Below are 14,255 nucleotides of genomic sequence, written 5' to 3' on the forward strand. Positions count from 1 at the left end.
CCCGCCCCTCACCTCAATCCTCTCCCCAAAGGGGAGAGGAGGCCAACGCAAGAAGCGAGGAATTGCATTGATGCAACCCGTCACCCACCTCCACTCGCGCACCGCCGTGCTGGCCGACGAGAACATCGACACCGACCGCATCATCCCGGCGCGCTTCCTCACCACCACCACGCGCGAGGGGCTGGGCCGGTTGTGCTTCCACGACTGGCGCTACCAGGCCGACGGCGCCGACAACCCAGCCTTCCCGCTCAACCGCCCGGAAGCGCGCGGCTGCGCGATCCTGGTCGCCGGACGCAACTTCGGCTGCGGCTCCTCGCGCGAGCACGCGCCGTGGGCGCTGCTGGACTACGGCATCCGCGCGGTGCTGTGCAGCGAGATCGCGGACATCTTCCGCGGCAACGCGCTGAAGAACGGCCTGCTCGCCATCGTCATCGACGAGCCGGAGCACCGCTGGCTGCTCCGGCACCCGGGCATCGAGCTGGCGATCGACGTGCGCGAGCAGTTCATCGCGCTGCCCGACGGCGGCCGCATCCGCTTCGCGCTGGAACCGTTCGCGCGGCACTGCCTGCTCCACGGCGTCGACCAGCTCGGTTACCTCTTGCAGAACGAGACAGCGATCGCTCATTACGAACAACAGGAGCAAGCCGCATGAAGGCGCACATCGTCACCCTGCCCGGCGATGGTGTCGGCCCCGAGGTCACCGCCGCCGCGGTGGCCGTATTGAAAGCCGTCGCCGCGCGCTACGAGCACGTGTTCGACTTCGACGAGCAGCTGATCGGCGGCGCCGCGATCGACGCCTGCGGCGAGCCGCTGCGGGCCGCGTCGCTGGTCGCCTGCCGCTGCGCCGACGCGGTGCTGCTGGGTGCCGTGGGCGGGCCGAAGTGGTCCGATCCGAATGCACCGGTACGGCCCGAACAGGGCCTGCTGGCACTGCGCGCCGCGCTCGGCGTGTACGCCAACCTGCGTCCGCTGCAGGTGCATCCGGCGCTGGCGAACCTGTCGCCGCTGAAGAACGAACGGCTGCACGACGTCGACGTGCTGTTCGTGCGCGAACTCACCGGCGGCATGTACTTCGGCACGCGCACACGCAGCGACGACGCCGCCACCGATGAGTGCAAGTACACCGTGACCGAGATCGAGCGCGTGGTGCGCCGCGCCTTCGAGCTGGCGCGCGGACGACGCCGACAGCTCACCTCGGTGGACAAGGCGAACGTGCTGGAAACCTCGCGGCTATGGCGCAGCACGGTGCAGCGCATCGCCGCCGACTATCCCGACGTGCGCGTCGAGCATCAGCTGGTCGACTCCATGGCGATGCTGCTGCTGACCCGCCCGGCCAGCTACGACGTGGTGGTTACCGAGAACCTGTTCGGCGACATCCTCACCGACGAGGCCGCCGCGCTGGCCGGTTCGCTCGGCCTGCTGCCGTCGGCGTCGCTGGGCGACGGCCGGCGCGGGCTGTACGAACCGATCCACGGCTCGGCGCCGGACATCGCCGGGCAAGGCGTGGCCAATCCGGTCGGCGCGATCCTCTCCGCCGCGTTGCTGCTGCGTCATTCACTGGGGCTGGAGGCCGAGGCGGAGGCCGTCGAGGCCGCGGTCGACACGGTGCTGCGCGACGGTCCTCACAGCCGTGATCTCGGCGGCAGCGCCGGCACCGCCGCCGTGCTGGCCGCGATCCTGGCGGCACTGGACAGTCCGGCGGCAAACACCGTGACTCGTTTCAGCGGTGCGCGCGCATGAACCCGATGCGCCGCCCGACCACCCGGTTACTCCTGCGGATACACGGAGGTGTCCGTTTTTTCTGCTGCTCCCTGCGCGTTGTCGACGTTGGACGACTGGCGCACGCCGTGATGGCGACCAGTGCCCGTCCGGTTTCGTCACCCTCCCCGGCGCGCAGGGGGCGCTTTTTTCTTCGCCGCCGATCGACTTCATGGCGAGCACCCGCCCCTCATCCGCCCCTTCGGGGCACCTTCCCCCCGGGGGGGAGAAGGCAATTTGTCCTTCGGAGCTTTCCTCATGCGCAGTGACCTGATCAAGAACGGCCCCGACCGCGCCCCCGCCCGCGCCATGCTGCGCGCCACCGGCATGGACGACTCCGCGCTGAAGCAGCCGCTGGTGGCGGTGGTGCACACCTGGTCGGACGTCTCGCCATGCAACTTGAACCTGCGCGAGCTGGCGCAGGCGGCGATGGCCGGCGTGCGCGCCGCCGGCGGCACGCCGGTGGAGTTCAACACCATCGCGGTCACCGACGGCATCGCCATGGGCACGCCGGGCATGCGCTATTCGCTGGTCAGCCGCGAAGTCATCACCGACTCGATCGAGGCGGCGGTGGAAGGCCATCTGTGCGACGCCATGGTGGTGCTGTGCGGCTGCGACAAGACCATCCCCGCCGCGGCGATGGCGATGGCGCGGCTGGACATCCCTGCGGTGGCGCTGTACGGCGGTACCATCGCGCACGGCCTGCACAAGAACCGGCCAATCACCATCCAGCAGGTGTTCGAGGCGGTGGGTGCGCACGGCGCGGGCAAGATCGACGACGCGGAACTGCGCGCGGTGGAATGCGACGCCTGCGGCGGCGCCGGCGCCTGCGGCGGCCAGTTCACCGCCAACACGATGGCGATGGTGCTGACCACGCTGGGGCTGTCGCCGATGGGGTTGAACGACATCCCCGCCACGCATCCGGACAAGATCAAGGCCGCGCATCGCTGCGGCGAGCTGGTGATGGATTGCCTGCGTGCCGGCCGCACGCCGCGCGCACTGATCAACCGCGACTCGCTGGCCAACGTCGCACGCATGGTGGCGGCCACCGCCGGCTCCACCAATGCGGTGCTGCACACCCTGGCGATTGCGCGCGAGGCCGGCGCCGAGTGGTCGCTGGAGGATTTCCAGCCGGCCACCGAGGCGACCCCGGTGATCGCCGACCTGCTGCCCTCGGGCCGCTACACCGCAGTGGAGATGTTCGACGCCGGCGGCGCCGCGCGCGTGGCGCAGGAGCTGATCGCCGCCGGCATGCTGATCGACGCGCCCACCGTCACCGGCCGCAGCCTGTTCGCCGAAGCCGCCGCCGCGCCGCGCTTCACCGATCAACCAGTGATCGCGCCGGTCAGTGCACCGCTGAAACCGCACGGCGGCTATTCCATTCTCTACGGCAATCTCGCGCCGGACGGCTGCATCCTGAAGATCCCCGGCAAGAACAGCGCCGGCCACGGCGGCACCCGCTTCGAAGGCAGCGCCCGCGTGTTCGAGAGCGAGGAGGCCGCCTTCGCCGCCGTGCAGGAAGGGCGCATCGGCAAGGGCGACGTGGTGGTGATCCGCAACGAAGGTCCCGCCGGCGGCCCTGGCATGCGCGAGATGCTCGGCGTCACCGCCGCGCTGATCGGCCGCGGCCTCGGCGACGACGTGGCGCTGATCACCGACGGCCGCTTCTCCGGCGCCACCCACGGCTTCATGGTCGGCCACATCGCGCCGGAAGCGGCGCGCGGCGGCCCGATCGCGCTGCTCGCCGATGGCGACCGCATCCGCATCGACGCGCTCGCGCGCGAGATCGCCACCGACGCCGATCTCGTCGCTCGCCGCGCGAGGTGGCAGCCACCGGCGCCGAAAGTCAGCCGCGGCGTGCTGGCCAAGTTCGCCCTGCTGGTGGGCTCGGCCTCGGACGGTGCCACCACGCAACCCGCCTCACCCGCACCGCACACCACCCCCACCACATCCAACCAGGGAGTCACCGCATGAGCAGCCACAACCCTCTCGCTTCATCCCGCATCGCCGTACTCGGCTACGGCAGCCAGGGCCGCGCGCACGCGCTGAACCTGCGCGACTCCGGCCTCGACGTGGTGGTCGGCCTGCGCCCCAACGGGCCGACCTGGCACAAGGCCAAGGCCGACGGCTTCAAGGTCGCCGAACCGGCCGAGGCCGTGAAGGGCGCCGACCTGGTCGCCGTGCTCACCCCCGACATGGTGCAGCCGGCGCTGTACAGGGAAGCGATCGAACCGAACCTCAAGCCGGGCGCGGCGCTGTTGTTCGCGCACGGCTTCAACGTGCACTTCAAGCAGATCGAACCGCGCGCCGACGTCGACGTGATCCTGGTTGCACCGAAAGGCCCCGGCGCGCTGGTGCGCAGCGAGTACGAGCGCGGCCGCGGCGTGCCGTGCATCTGGGCGGTGCACCAGGACGTCAGCGGCCACGCCGAGGCGAAGACGAAGGGCTACGCCGACGGCATCGGCGGCGGCCGCGCGATGCTCATCCAGACCGACTTCAAGGAAGAGACCGAGACCGATCTGTTCGGCGAGCAGGCGGTGCTCTGCGGCGGCGCCAGCGAGCTGGTGACCAAGGGTTTCGAGACCCTGGTGGAAGCCGGCTACCAGCCGGAGATCGCCTATTACGAGGTGATGCACGAGCTGAAGCTGATCGTCGACCTGTTCTACGAGGGCGGCCTGGCCAAGATGCTGCAGTTCGTCTCCGAGACCGCGCAGTACGGCGACTACGTCAGCGGCCCGCGGGTGGTCGACGCCGGCGTCAAGGCGCGCATGAAGGAGGTGCTGGCCGACATCCAGGACGGCACCTTCGCGCGCAACTGGACGGCCGAATACAAGGCCGGCCTGCCGAACTACAACCGGCTCAAGCAGGCCGATCTCGCCCATCCGATCGAGCAGGTCGGCGCCAAGCTGCGCGCACGGATGCCGTGGCTGCAGCCGAGCGCACCGAAGGCGGCCGTCGAGCCGCTGAAGAAAGCCGGTTGACTCCACCCGGGCCGGCCGGCGTGACGCCGGCGGCTCCCATCACTTGTCCAGACATCACGAGGTTTGCCATGAAACGTTTCCACATCGCCCTGGCCGTTGCCGACCTGGACGCTTCCGTCGCCGACTACAGCGCCCGCCTGGGCCAGCCGCCGCAGGCGCTGGTGCCGGGCACCTATGCCATGTGGCGCACTGACCAGCTCAATTTCTCGATCAGCCGCGAGCCCGCGCGCGCAGGGCAGTTGCGTCACGTGGGCTTCGAGGATGACGACGCACACGGCTTCACCAGCGACGCCGACGTCAACGGCATCGCGTGGGAGAGCTTCTCCGCCGTGGCACAGGACCTGCGGATCATCTCGACCTACGGCGTGCCGGTGCACGAGCCCGCGACGGAAGAATTGATCCGCAACTGACCCGCACTGTCCTCGACCCGCCGGCCCGACCGGTACCGCCAGGAGTCATCGTGACCACCTCTTCCCCGTCCGCCAGCGCAGCCATCGCCCATCCTTCACCCGTCGCGGTGCCGAGCAGCGGCGCCGAGGCGATCGTGCGGGTGCTCGCCGACGAGGGCGTGGAGGTGATCTTCGGCTATTCCGGCGGCGCGATCCTGCCGGTGTACGACGCGGTGTTCCGGCACAACGCGCTGCACCCCCGCGAAGACGGCGGCGATTCCATGCCGCTGGTGGTGCCTGCCAACGAGCAGGGCGCGGGTTTCATGGCGGCCGGTTACGCACGCGCCTCGGGCAAGGTGGGCGTGGCGATCGTCACTTCCGGCCCGGGCGCCACCAACGTGGTCACGCCGGTGCGCGACTCGATGGCCGACTCGATCCCGCTGGTGGTGATCTGCGGCCAGGTCGGCACCACGGCCATCGGCAGCGACGCGTTCCAGGAGGCGCCGGTCAGCAACATCATGGGCGCCTGCGCCAAACACGTGTTCCTGGTTACCGATGCCGCGCAGCTGGAAGCAACCGTGCGCACCGCCTTCACCCTGGCGCGCAGCGGCCGCCCCGGCCCGGTGGTGGTGGACGTGCCCAAGGACGTGCAGAACACCGCCATCGACTGGCATGGCAGCGGCGAGCTGCTGCTCAGTGGTTACCGTTCGCGGCTGCACGCGGTGGAGCAGGCCAGCCTGGCCGACATCGACTGCGCCAACTTCTTCGCCGCGCTGGCCAAGGCGCAACGCCCGCTGATCTATGCCGGCGGTGGCGTGATCGCGGCGGGGGCCGCCGTGGCGCTGCGCGCGTTCGCCGAGGCTTTCGGCCTGCCGGTCACCACCACGCTGATGGGCCTGGGTGCTTTCGACAGCACCCACCCGCTGGCGCTGCACCTGCTCGGCATGCACGGTACGGCTTACGCGAACTACGCGGTGGAGGATTGCGACTTCGTGCTGGCGCTGGGCGCGCGCTTCGACGACCGCGTCGCCGGCGTACCCGACCGGTTCGCGCCACGCGCGAAGTTCATCGCGCAGATCGACGTCGATCCGGCCGAGATCGGCAAGGTGAAGCGCGTCGACTGGCACCACGTCGGCCCGCTGCAACGCGCACTGGAACGGCTCATCGCGTACGGCCGCGCGCACGGCATCAAGCCGCAGCTCGACGCCTGGCACGCGCACGTGGCCGAGCTCAAGCGCGTGCATGCGATGAACTACGACCGCGCCAGCGCGCTGATCCAGCCATACGCGGTGATCGAGGCGATCAATCGCCGCACGCGCGGCCGCGCGATCATCAGCACCGGCGTCGGCCAACACCAGATGTGGGCGGCGCAGTACTTCGACTTCCGCGCACCTCGCCACTGGCTGACCTCCGGCTCGATGGGCACGATGGGTTTCGGCCTGCCGGCGGCGATCGGCGCGCAGTTCGCCCATCCGGGCAAGCTCGTCATCGACATCGACGGCGACGCCAGCATCCGCATGAACATCGGCGAGCTGGAAACCGTCACCACCTACGGCCTGCCGCTGAAGGTCGTGGTGCTCAACAACGCCGGCGACGGCATGGTGCGGCAGTGGCAGAAGCTGTACTTCAAGGGCCGCTTCGCCGGCTCCGACAAGAGCCTGCACAAGAAGGATTTCGTGCTCGCCGCGCAGGCCGATGGTTTCGCCTGGGCGCGCCGACTCGACCAGCCGGGCGCACTGGAAGCGACCGTCGCGGACTTCCTCGCCTTCGACGGCCCGGCCTTTCTCGAAGTGGTGATCGACCCGGATGCGGGCGTGTATCCGATGGTCGGCCCCGGGTCCAGTTACGCGCAGATGATCACCGGCGATTTCATCGCCTCGCGCGCGGCACCGGCATCGGGCGGCGCGGCTTCCTCGAACATGTTCTGAGCTTTGGATCTTTCCCTTCTCCCTCCGGGAGAGGGACTCACCCACGGAGTCATCTGCCATGAAGCACACCTTGTCCATCCTGATGCAGAACGAAGCCGGCGCACTGGTGCGCGTAGCCGGGCTGTTCGCCGCGCGCGGCTACAACATCGACACGCTGACGGTAGGCCCCACCCACGATCCGGCGGTGTCGCGGCTGGTGCTCAGCCTGCAATGCGACGAAGCCGGCTTGGGCCGGATCATGCAGCAGACGCGCAAGCTGGTCGATGTGCTGCAAGTGGCGCAACCGTCCGCAGCGCTCGCCGCGTGAATGCAGCCGCGCCGCTGCTGCTCGACGGCGACGACGCGCTGCTCGCGCAGATCCGCGCCGCGCGCGTGCGTGATGTGGCGCGCGAATCGGCGCTGGAAGAGGCGCCGCTGCTCGGCGCGCGGCTGGGCCGGCGCGTGCTGCTCAAGCGCGAGGACCAGCAGAGCGTGTTCTCGTTCAAGCTGCGCGGCGCGTACAACTGCATGGTGCAGCTGGACGCCGCGCAGCGTGCGCGCGGCGTGATCGCCGCCTCGGCCGGCAACCACGCGCAGGGCGTCGCGCTGGCCGCGGCGACGCTGGGCATCCGTGCCAGCATCGTGATGCCGCTGACCGCACCGCAGGTGAAGGTGGACGCGGTGCGCCGCTTCGGCGGCGCGCTGGTGGAAGTGCTGCTGGCCGGCGATTCCTACAGCGACGCGCAAGCGGCCGCCGCGCAGCTGCAGGCCGAGCGCGGCGCGGTATTCGTGCATCCGTTCGACGACCCGGCGGTGATCGCCGGCCAGGGCACCATCGCACTGGAGATCCTGCGCCAGCACCCCGGCCCGCTGCAGGCAGTGTTCGTGCCGGTCGGCGGCGGCGGCCTGCTCGCCGGCGTGGCCGCATGCATCAAGTCGCTGCGACCCGAGATCCAGGTGATCGGCGTGCAGGCGGCCGATTCGGACGCGATGGCGCGCTCGCTGGAGCGCGGCGAGCGCGTGGTGCTGGACGAGATCGGCCTGTTCGCCGACGGCACCGCGGTGAAGCAGGTCGGCGCGCTGACCTTTGCACTGTGCCGGCAACACGTCGACGCCATGCTGCGGGTGGATGCCGACGCCATCTGTGCCGCGATCCGCGACATCTACCACGACACCCGCAGCGTGCCCGAACCCGCCGGCGCGCTCGCCCTGGCCGGGCTGAAGCAGTACGTCGCCGCGCATCCCGCCGACGACGGCGCACTGGTGGCGATCGTCTCCGGCGCCAACATGAATTTCGACCGCCTGCGCTTCGTCGCCGAGCGCGCCGAGCTGGGCGAGCAGCGCGAGGCCGTGTTCGCGGTGACCATCCCGGAGGAGCGCGGCAGCTTCCGCCGCTTCTGCGCCACGCTCGGCCGGCACCAGATCACCGAGTTCAACTACCGCATCGGCGACACGCGCAGCGCGCACATCTTCGTCGGCGTGCAGATCGCCAGCCGCGCCGAACGCGAGGCACTGGCCGCCGCCTTCCATGCCCAGGCCTTCGACGTGCTCGACCTCACCGACGACGAACTGGCCAAGCTGCACCTGCGCCACATGGTCGGCGGCCGCTCGCCGCTGGCCCGCGACGAACTGCTGTATCGCTTCGAATTCCCCGAACACCCCGGCGCACTGGTGCACTTCCTCGACCAGTTGCACCCGGACTGGAACATCAGCCTGTTCCATTACCGCAACCACGGCGCCGACCACGGCCGCATCCTGGTCGGCCTGCAGGTGCCGGCCGCCGAACAACCCCTGTTCGCGCAGTTCCTCGCCACCTCCGGCTATCCGCACGTGGACGAGAGCACGCACCCGGCCTACCGCTTGCTGCTGCGCGGTTGAACGAGGCGCATGGCGGCCTGGAATGACCCGGTGGCACCACTCTCCCTCGCTGGCGGAGGCAGCCCCTTCGGGTATGGGCGAAGGGCCAAAAAAAACCGGGACCCCTCGCGGGGTCCCGGTCTATACCAACCTTGGGTTCAGATCGAGCTTAGAACTTCTGGTTGTAGCGCAGGTAGTAGAAGCGACCGATGTCGAAGCCGCCGTAGTACGAGTACTGCGAGTTCGGCGCCGAGTACATGATCGGACCCACGTGGCCGAACACGTTGTTGGCACCCACCGAGATGGTGGCATTCCACGGCGCATTCCAGCGGAACTGCACGTCGTGGAAGGTGTTGGCACCCGTGCGACGCAGGCGGACGGGACCCGTATCCGGAGCGATGTAGTCCGGCATGTTGCACTCCGGACCACCACCCGGCACGTTATCGAACGAGCAGGTCTCCTTCATGCTGGAGTAGTAGCGCGTCATCCAGCTTGCGGAGAAGTCGCCCAAGGTCCAGTCGACCCCCAGGTTGGAACGCACACGGAAGTTGCCACCGAAGCTCGTGCTGGGCGAGACGACCGTGGTCGGCTCGTTGTCGGCCTTCACGTTGTAGTAGTCGGTGTAGGTCGAGTTCCAATGCACCGCGAACTTGCCGAACGAGAACTCCGGCAGACGGTAGTTGACGCCGAAGTCGTAGCCCTTGGTGTCAACCCAACCGGCGTTGCGGCCGCCACGCAATTCGTAGGTCACCACGCCGGTGGCCGGATCGCGCTGGAACAGTCCGCTGGCGCAACGCGACGCCGCACCGAGCACGTAGCAGTCGCTGAGCTGGGCGCTCATCGAGTCGCCGGTGATCGCGTTGTTGATGCGGATGCGGTACATGTCCAGGCTCAGGTCCAGACCCTGGATCCAGCTCGGGCTGTAGACCGCGCCCAGCGTACGGCTGATCGAGGTCTCCGGCTGCAGGTTGGGGTTGGCGCCGGCGAAGTTCTGGATGCCGGTCTGGCAGGGGAGGTTTGCGCACACCACGCCACCCTGACCCAGCTGCTGGAAGTTGGCCGGCGTACCCGGCTGGCCACCGAAGCCGCTGGAGCAACGCGCCGCCACGGCCGGATTGGTCGCCGCCGCACCACGCACGGTATCGCACGGATCCGTGTAGTAGTCGAACGTGCCGCTGATGCCGCCGAACAGGTCACCGATGGTCGGCGCACGGAAGCCTTCCGCGTAGGTGCCGCGGACCAGCAGGTCGTCGATCGGCTTCCACGCCAGGCTGAACTTGTTGTTGGTGGTGGTGCCGAACGAGCTGTAGTCCGAGTAGCGACTGGCGACGTTCGCGGTCAACGACTGAGCAAACGGCAGGTCCTTCAGCAGGGGCGCCTCGAGCTCGACGTAGTATTCCTTGGTGTTGTAGCCGCCGCCGGTCGGGCCGGAAGACAGGTTGGTGCTGATGCCGGCCTGACTGAACGCGTCAGGCACGAAGTCGCCGGACTCATGCCGGTACTCGAAGCCCGCCGCCACGCTCAGGTCACCTGCCGGCAAGGTGAATACCGAACCGGTGATGTTGGCGCTGTAGTCGACCGTACGGGTATGGCCGGTGTCGTGATAGTACGGGAACAGGTAAGCCTGCAGGGTCGGATCGGACAGCGAGTTCGGACCACCCTGGGTCGACGGGATGAACGGGTTCCACGGCACGCACGAACCCGGCGCGCTGCCGTAGGGCAGGGCGTTGTCCGGACCGGTGCCGCAGGTGACCAGACCCGTGGACGGATCGAGGAACGACGGGCCGAGTGCACCCTGGGCGCCGATCAGGCTGAAGTCACCGTGCTGGACCTTCAGCAGGCTGTTGTCATTGACGAAACCGCCGATATCCCAGTTCCAGGTGTGCTCGCCGATGTCGAAGCTGCCTTCCAGGGTACCGGAGAAGCGGTACGTGGTCAGATCGCTCTGGGTGGTGCGCGGCACTTCCCAGCCACGGCGGTAGAAGTAGACCTTCTCGCCGGTCGGGTTGAAGTAGCTGCTCGGCTCCAGGCCGATCGGGTCGCGGTCGTTCGGCAGGGTGAACGGCATGTAGAACGCGGGCTGGAACGGATAGCCGGCAACCTGCTGCAGGGTCGAACGCTTGTTGTACAGGAAGTCCGACGAGAACTTGATGTTGTCGGTGATGTTGTAGTCACCGCTGACGAACAGCGAATGGCGCTCGATGCCGGTGTTCAGCATCATCTCGGTGTTCGGGTTGGAGCGGTCGTTGGTGCCGCCGCCCGCGCCGGTATCGTGCCAGTCGGCCGGATTGGCCGGGTTACCGCCCGGGTTCAGCGCGCACAGACCGGAGGCGCAATAGCCGTCCGGCATGAAGAAGTTGCCGTACTGCGACACGATCGACCAGCCGGCGGTGGGATGGCGGGTGGTGGAGCCGAAGCGGCTGAAATCACGATCCTTGGCCCAGACCGGATCTTCCTTCGAGTATTCGGCGCTGAACGTGATGGAACCCTTGTCGCTGTGGGCACCCATGGTCATGCTGTAGGTCTGCTTGTCGCCGTCGCCCTGGCTGTACTGGCCCAGATAGGCGCTGGCTTCGGCACCGTCGAAGTTCTTGCGGGTGATGATGTTGACCACGCCGGCGATCGCGTCGGAGCCGTAGATCGCCGAGGCACCGTCCTTCAGGACTTCGATGCGGTCGATCGCGGACATCGGGATCTGCGAAAGGTCCTGCAGGCCGCTGGTCGTGGTACCCAGGCGCTTGCCGTTCAGCAGGATCAGGGTGCGGTTGGCACCCAGGTTGCGCATGTCGATGTAGTAACCACCGACATCCTCACCGGAGGCCAGCACGGAGGAGCGGCTGATCGGCGGGGTGCCTGCCTGGGGCAGGTTCTGCAGGATATCGGCTACCGAGTTGAAGCCCTGGTTTTCGATCTGGGTGCGATCCATCACGATGATCGGCTGCGCGGTTTCGATATCCGCACTGCGGATGCGCGAGCCGGTAACCACGACCGTCTGCAGCGTCTTGGTGCTGGTCGGCTGGGTCTGGTCAGTCGGTGTCGTGTCCTGTGCGAACACCGCGCCGGTCGCCACGAGGGCACCGACGGACAGTGCGTATCGCACTGCGGTCGCAAGTTTTTTATTGAGCAATTTCATTCAAGTACTCCTGAGAACTGCGGTTGGCAACACACCCTCCGGCACCATTCTTGGTGATGGGCGCGGAAATGGAATTGGACGGCCCCCTCAACGCACAATCGATCGCGGCCGCTTCCAGTGACTGACCGTACGGCAAAATCTAACGCGTTGTCAACATATCTTTATCAATTGCAACACGTGCAAATGACAGTCGCGAAGCCGCCTGGTGGCGGTGTCGGAGGGTCGCAAGCTGCCCTGTCCCACGGCCCTCGAATGCGCAGGAAGGCGACCCCGCTCAGGCCCGCATTTTGTGGCGGCTTGCATACCCTGCGGCCCTAAGGGGGATTGGACGTGGACGTTCGGCACGCACACAGTCGCATGGCGATCGAGACGACGCCATGCGACTGCGTGGACGAGGAGTGGGCGAACGTCGACCGGGCGGCCGGCAACCCTCGCCCTGGCGGATTCAGCCGCCTTGCGTTGCGCCGGGGAAGGTGAGGCTGAGACCTTCGCCCTGCACGGTGGACACCCAATCAATCACGATGCCCTTGGCGCGTTGCGCACTGGCTGGGTCGAAGTGAACCTCCAGACCGTTGGCGTGCGCCACGATGTCATGTGTACCGGCCGGCGCCAGCTGGAAGCCGGCACTGTGGTCGGGACCGATCTCCAGGTGCAAGGCCATGCCTTGCGCGCTGGCCGTGCCCTGGCGGATGGCCTCGGCGGCGGCGTCGGTAATGGTGATGTCCGGCGGCGTGCGATCCGGTGCGGCCAATCCGAACAGGGTGTGCAACTCGCCGCTGCCGTACATCTGGCTGATGATGTCCGCGCCACCAACCAGCTCGCCCTCCACATACAGCTGGGGGATCGTGGGCCAGTCGCCGTATAGCTTGATGCCTTCGCGAACTTCCGGATCCTCCAGCACGTCGACCGTGTGGTAGTCAGGCAGCAGTTCGTTCAGGGTGTTGGTGGCAGCAGCGGAAAAACCGCACATCGGCTGGTGCCGGGTGCCCTTCATGAACAGCACGACGCGATGTTCCTTGAGCAGGTTGTCGATGCGGTCGCGGGTGGCGGTATCGAGTGGCATGGAACGGCTCCGGGGAAATGCCCATGGTACGCCGACCGGGATGCCGCCGCTCGGGTCCGGAGGCACAACCTCCAGGCATTCGGTGCGGAGGATGTGCTCCTCACCGCCCACTGCTCCACCATGACCACGCTGGCATCGTTTTTCGATGCCTCAATCGAGCTCCCTTTTTGAGCAGAGTGGACCCGGCGTCACAAGGCTCCGTGGCGTAAGCGAACAAGACAGCGACATCGATCCTTGCCAAGGTCGGTTGGTCGGTTCTTCCCTTCCATCAGAACCCTTCGCCGCCTGCACGGGAAGTCATGATTCCCTGGCCTTGGCGAGCGCATATGCTTCCGCGTCCGACGCTGTCCCGGCGGATTTCGCGCTCCACGACGATGCCGGCGTCCCTGCTGCGAACTCCCAGCAGCCGACGCTGGGCGCGCCGCAACTTGGTGCTGTACCACGCGGTGCGGAGGCCTGGATGGGCAAGCCGGACATCGATTTGCACTTCGCGGGTTCTACCCCGATTCTGCGGACATTTTCACTAAGCCCCATACTGGGCCATCTCCGGCATGGGCGTGACGCGCGTAATGGATCGCCTGGCGCAGACGCGTGGTCTGCCCAAGGTCATCCGCAGCGACAACGGCAAGGAGTTCTGCGGCAAGGCCATGGCGACCTGGGCGCATGCGCGTGGCGTGCAACTGCGCCTGATCGAGCCGGGCAAGCCGAACCAGAACGCCTACATCGAGTCGTTCAACGGCCGCCTGCGCGACGAATGCCTCAACGAGCACTGGTTTCCCGGCTTGCTGCACGCACGCGCCGAGATCGAACGCTGGCGGCGGGAATACAACGAGGAACGACCGAAGAAGGCGCTGGGCGAGCTGACACCCGCCGCCTATGCGCAGCAGTTAAAGTAACCCCGGGCTCTAAATCGCACCGCTACTCAAAGCGGGAGGACATTGCCACGTCGGCATCGGCCTGATGTGTGCAGGTCAAGTCGGCGGCTGCGCGGCGGTAGACGCTGGCGAATCGAGGGCTATCGCAAGGCCGCACGCGCGACGATCTCCGCGGAGGACCGTCTGGAACCAGGCCCGCGCTGCGCCCTGTGGCAGGTGGCGGCCGGCGATCGCCCCGGCCCCGGCAAAGCCCACACCGTCTCCGGTGAAAGTGTTCGGGGTAAGGCCCCTG

The 14,255-nt window shown here is 67.8% G+C and carries 9 protein-coding genes and 2 pseudogenes; 9 read left to right on the forward strand and 2 right to left on the reverse strand.

The window, feature by feature from the left end:
- The first annotated feature begins 70 nt into the window (after window positions 1-70).
- The 8 genes from leuD (at window position 71) to ilvA (ending at window position 8,913) form a co-directional block, all read left to right on the forward strand.
- Entirely contained in the window at window positions 71-652 is a 582-nt protein-coding gene (gene leuD / locus B1991_RS00090; RefSeq protein ID WP_136256666.1) for a 3-isopropylmalate dehydratase small subunit, read from the forward strand.
- The gene (leuB, locus tag B1991_RS00095) at window positions 649-1,740 is read left to right on the forward strand and encodes a 3-isopropylmalate dehydrogenase (RefSeq protein WP_136256667.1); all 1,092 of its coding nucleotides are present in this window, start codon (window positions 649-651) and stop codon (window positions 1,738-1,740) included. Before leuD ends, leuB begins: the two co-directional genes overlap by 4 nt.
- A gap of 276 nt (window positions 1,741-2,016) precedes the next feature.
- Window positions 2,017-3,732 carry a dihydroxy-acid dehydratase gene (gene ilvD / locus B1991_RS00100; protein ID WP_136256668.1) on the forward strand — a complete coding sequence of 572 codons (1,716 nt, stop codon included), beginning with the start codon at window positions 2,017-2,019 and terminating at the stop codon, window positions 3,730-3,732.
- The gene (ilvC, locus tag B1991_RS00105) at window positions 3,729-4,739 is read left to right on the forward strand and encodes a ketol-acid reductoisomerase (protein WP_136256669.1); all 1,011 of its coding nucleotides are present in this window, start codon (window positions 3,729-3,731) and stop codon (window positions 4,737-4,739) included. The genes ilvD and ilvC overlap by 4 nt, the downstream gene beginning before the upstream one ends.
- A 68-nt stretch (window positions 4,740-4,807) precedes the next feature.
- Entirely contained in the window at window positions 4,808-5,149 is a 342-nt protein-coding gene (locus B1991_RS00110) for a VOC family protein (RefSeq protein ID WP_136256670.1), read from the forward strand.
- Window positions 5,150-5,256: 107 nt separating this feature from the next.
- Window positions 5,257-7,056, forward strand: a complete 1,800-nt coding sequence (gene ilvB / locus B1991_RS00115) for a biosynthetic-type acetolactate synthase large subunit (protein WP_425466639.1) — start codon at window positions 5,257-5,259, stop codon at window positions 7,054-7,056.
- Between the two features lie 58 nt (window positions 7,057-7,114).
- Window positions 7,115-7,363, forward strand: a complete 249-nt coding sequence (gene ilvN, locus B1991_RS00120) for an acetolactate synthase small subunit (protein WP_136256671.1) — start codon at window positions 7,115-7,117, stop codon at window positions 7,361-7,363.
- Window positions 7,360-8,913 carry a threonine ammonia-lyase, biosynthetic gene (gene ilvA, locus B1991_RS00125; protein ID WP_136256672.1) on the forward strand — a complete coding sequence of 518 codons (1,554 nt, stop codon included), beginning with the start codon at window positions 7,360-7,362 and terminating at the stop codon, window positions 8,911-8,913. Before ilvN ends, ilvA begins: the two co-directional genes overlap by 4 nt.
- 148 nt (window positions 8,914-9,061) lie before the next feature.
- Here the strand turns inward: ilvA and B1991_RS00130 are convergent, their stop codons facing one another.
- Together B1991_RS00130 and grxD are read right to left on the reverse strand one after the other, a co-directional pair.
- Window positions 9,062-12,025 carry a TonB-dependent receptor plug domain-containing protein gene (locus B1991_RS00130; RefSeq protein WP_136256673.1) on the reverse strand — a complete coding sequence of 988 codons (2,964 nt, stop codon included), beginning with the start codon at window positions 12,023-12,025 and terminating at the stop codon, window positions 9,062-9,064.
- A gap of 454 nt (window positions 12,026-12,479) precedes the next feature.
- Window positions 12,480-13,088 (reverse strand): annotated as a pseudogene (gene grxD / locus B1991_RS00135) (Grx4 family monothiol glutaredoxin); the annotation flags it as partial.
- Window positions 13,089-13,627: 539 nt separating this feature from the next.
- On the opposite strand from grxD, the pseudogene B1991_RS00140 reads away from it, so the two are divergent.
- Window positions 13,628-13,984, forward strand: a pseudogene (locus B1991_RS00140) (integrase core domain-containing protein); the annotation flags it as partial.
- Window positions 13,985-14,255 lie beyond the last annotated feature (271 nt).

The organism is Rhodanobacter lindaniclasticus (assembly GCF_004799035.1).
Lineage (GTDB): Bacteria > Pseudomonadota > Gammaproteobacteria > Xanthomonadales > Rhodanobacteraceae > Rhodanobacter > Rhodanobacter lindaniclasticus.